The organism is Streptomyces sp. NPDC058964 (assembly GCF_042741275.1).
Lineage (GTDB): Bacteria > Actinomycetota > Actinomycetes > Streptomycetales > Streptomycetaceae > Streptomyces.
Genome location: NZ_JBHYKH010000739.1, coordinates 1 through 3,341, shown reverse-complemented (window position 1 = coordinate 3,341; position 3,341 = coordinate 1). Strand labels below are relative to the sequence as shown.

Sequence of the window (3,341 nt, the reverse complement as noted above, 5' to 3'; positions counted from 1 at the left end):
GCGGCGGGGGGCCCCCCCCCCGGCGGGGCCCGCCGAGCCCACCCACCCCGCGGCCGCCCACGCCCCCGGGGGGGGGGGGGTGGGTGGGGGGGGCCCCCCCCCCCCCCCCACGCCCGTGGGGGCGGCCCCGGTCATCCCCTAGACCGGAGCCGCCCCCCAATCCGTCGGACCACCCCTCACGACGCCGCACACCGCACACCCGGAAGCGATGATCATGACCCTGACGACCACGCGGATCAGCTCGGACTGGCCCTGCCAGGTGAAGACGCCCGGCAGCTACGACTGGGAACGCTCGGCGGCCAAGTGGCTGCGCGAGCTGGTACCGGCCCGCTACGCCAGTTACCCGGCGCTCATCCGCCACCCCGTGCTGCTCGCCCGGCACGCCCAGATCCAGGTCCAGCAAGAGATCCGGGTGGCACGGACGGCCCTGCAGACGGCACGGGCCGAGCTGCCCGTCCTGGGCATGCCCGAGTCGGTCATCGAGCACACGATCAAGATGTACGCGGCCGAGGTGCTCCAACTGCAGCACATCGCGCGCAGTGTCCGGGCGGTGACCGAAGCGCTGGTCGCCCGCAGCACCGGACGCTGACGCCGCCGCCGCGCCCGGCCGTCCGGAGAAGGGGGTTCCGCAGGGGCGTGATCGGACGGTGTCACCTGTGCGATGCTCATCGCGTGACGAGCGAGCCCGCACCGCCCCCGGAGAGCGGCACCGCCCCCGAACTGACGGCGCTGTACAAGGTCGTGGCCCGGCAACGGGCCGAGCTGGACCGGCTGCAGGACCTGGCGGCGACGTCGGCCGTGCTGGAGCGGGCCAAGGGCGCGCTCATGGCCGTGACGGGCTGCACCCCGGACGTCGCCCACGAGGAACTCGTCGAGCGTGCCAGGACCGGGAACCGCACCCTCATCGAGGAGTGCTGGATCACGCTCGGCGCCCTCAGGCCCCCGCCGGACCGCACCGCCGACGGCACGGGCTCCGCCGAGGAGTCGACTCCCACCGGGACCGGACGCGCCCGGTCCGCACGGACCGCCTCCTGGGGCACCCCGGCCGCGGGGACCGACGCCGACTCCGAGATGCTCGCCCGGCTGGGCAGGGCTCTGGTACGGGTCGGCTCACCCCGGGAACTGGCCGTGTGCCTGCTGGAACACCTCGGCCCCGACGTGGGCGCCGACGCCGTGATGCTCTACGGCCTGCGGCCCGACGGCGGACTCGAACTCGTCGGACACGCGGGCGTCGACGAGACCCTCGCGGCCCAGTGGGACCGGATACCGCCGCTGAGCGGGGTCCCCGCGCTGGAGGCGCTGCGCTCCCGGGAGCCGCGCTGGCTGGAGGACCCCGCCACGGACCGGACGCGGTACGTGCTGGTAGCGGACACCGCCGAGCGGTGGCTGTCGCGTGCCTGGCTCCCCGTACCGGCGGCCGCCGTGGCACTGGGCGTCCTGCGTCGGCACGACGGCCCCTTCACGCCGCACCAGCGCGAACTCCTGCGTGCCGTCGCCCGGCTCTGTGCCGGCCGGCTGCGCGCCCTCGACTCTGCGCAGGAACCCGCCTCGGAAGAGACCACCGACACGCTGCGGGCGGTGTTCGACGCCCTCCCGGGCGCGGCGGTCCTGCTCACCCCGCTGCGTGCCGCCACCGGAGAGGTGGAGGACTACCGAATAGACGCGGCGACCCCGCAGGCGGTGGACGTCCTCGGCCGGACCGGACGTGAACTGGTCGGCATGCGCATCCTGGAGTGCTATCCGTCGGTCGCGGGCGAGCCGTTGTGGCAGGGTTACCTGACGGCGCTCTCCGGCGGAGAGCCGTACGAGGGCGAACCGTTCGCGTACCACGAGATCGTGGACGGGCTGCCGGAGACCGCCACGTACTCGGTGCGGGCGACCCGGCTGGGCGGCGGACTGCTGGTGACCTGGATCCGGCACAACCACTCGACCCGGCAGGAACAGCGGCTGGCGGACGTGCAGCGGCTGGGCAACCTCGGCTGGGCGACCTGGAACCTGGCCACCCTCGAGGTGATCTGGTCGCCGCAGGTCTACGCCCTCCTGGAGCGGGACCCCGCACGCGGTCCGGTCCGCCTGCAGCAACTGCCGGACCTCGTCCTGCCCGAGGACGCGCCCGCACTGTCCCGTGCCGTGACCGAACTCGTCGGCGCCGGGCAGCAGTTCGACGTGCCGTTCCGGATCAGATGCGCGTCCGGCGTACGGCATCTGCGGATCGTCGCGGAAGCGGTGGCGGACCCGGACGGCAAGCCCATCGAGGTGCACGGCTTCGTGCAGGACCTCACCGCACTGCGCAACGCGGAGCTCGCGCTGGTGGAGAGCGAGCGGGCCAACCTCCTGCAGCGCGGGGTCCTGCAGGCCGAACGGGCCATGGCGATCAGGCTGCAGCACGCCCTGCTGCCGCTGCCGAAGGCGGCCGTGCGGCTGGCCGGGCTGCGCGTCGAAGTCGCCTATCTGCCCGCCCAGTCGGAGATCCACGTCGGCGGCGACTGGTTCAGCGCCATCGAACTGCCCGGCGAGGACGCGCTGTTCGTGATCGGGGACGTGGCGGGTCACGGCATCGACGCCGTCGCCACCATGGCCCAGCTCCGCTTCACCGCGAAGGGCATGGTCAGCACGGGTTCCTCGCTGACCGGCGCGCTCGCACGGCTGAACACGCTGCTGCTGCACTCACGGGACAGCAACACCACCGCCACCATCGTCCTCGCCCGCTACGACCCCGAGGGGCACCGGCTGGTGTGGGCGCAGGCCGGACACCTTCCACCGCTGCTCCTGCGCCAGGGCGAGGCGCACTACCTCGACCGGCCCGAAGGCATCCTGCTCGGGGCGAGCACCTCCCCCGCCTACGAGTCCGCGGAGTGCCGTCTGGAACCCGGGGACCGCCTGCTGCTGTACACCGACGGTCTGGTCGAGCGCCCCGGCGAGGGCCTCGACGTGGGCCTCGCGCGCCTCGCCCGGGCCGTGCTCGCCGACGGCAGCGAGGAGACCGGCTCCCTGGAGGAGCTGCTCGCCGCGATGCTGAAGGGCGAGCGGCGGGACGACGTGTGCGTCCTGGACATCCGGGTGCCACTGCGGGAGGCGTAGCGCCTCGGGCCGGTCAGTCCTCGTCGCGGTGCCGCCAGTACCAGCACAGGCCCACGACCAGGGCGAGCAGGAAGACGGCGGGCAGCACGAGGCCCGGGATGCGGGAGCCGCTCATCGGGAGGCCTTTGGTTCAGGGCGGCGGGACGCCGTACGGAAGGCTGCCCATGATGATGACCCGCGGCGGCCTTCCGTCCCCCCCGTTTTCCCGAGTCGTTGCCGCAGGTTCGAAACCCCGGGGGCTGCGTCATCCCACCCGGTGT

General features: G+C 73.8%; 2 protein-coding genes. Both read left to right on the top strand.

Annotated elements, in window-relative coordinates; translation table 11 throughout:
* The first annotated feature begins 208 nt into the window (after window positions 1-208).
* The gene (locus tag ACFW2E_RS43975; protein ID WP_384476928.1) at window positions 209-589 is read left to right on the top strand and encodes a hypothetical protein; all 381 of its coding nucleotides are present in this window, start codon (window positions 209-211) and stop codon (window positions 587-589) included.
* A gap of 83 nt (window positions 590-672) precedes the next feature.
* The gene (locus ACFW2E_RS43970; protein ID WP_384476925.1) at window positions 673-3,081 is read left to right on the top strand and encodes a SpoIIE family protein phosphatase; all 2,409 of its coding nucleotides are present in this window, start codon (window positions 673-675) and stop codon (window positions 3,079-3,081) included.
* The last annotated feature ends 260 nt before the right edge of the window (window positions 3,082-3,341 follow it).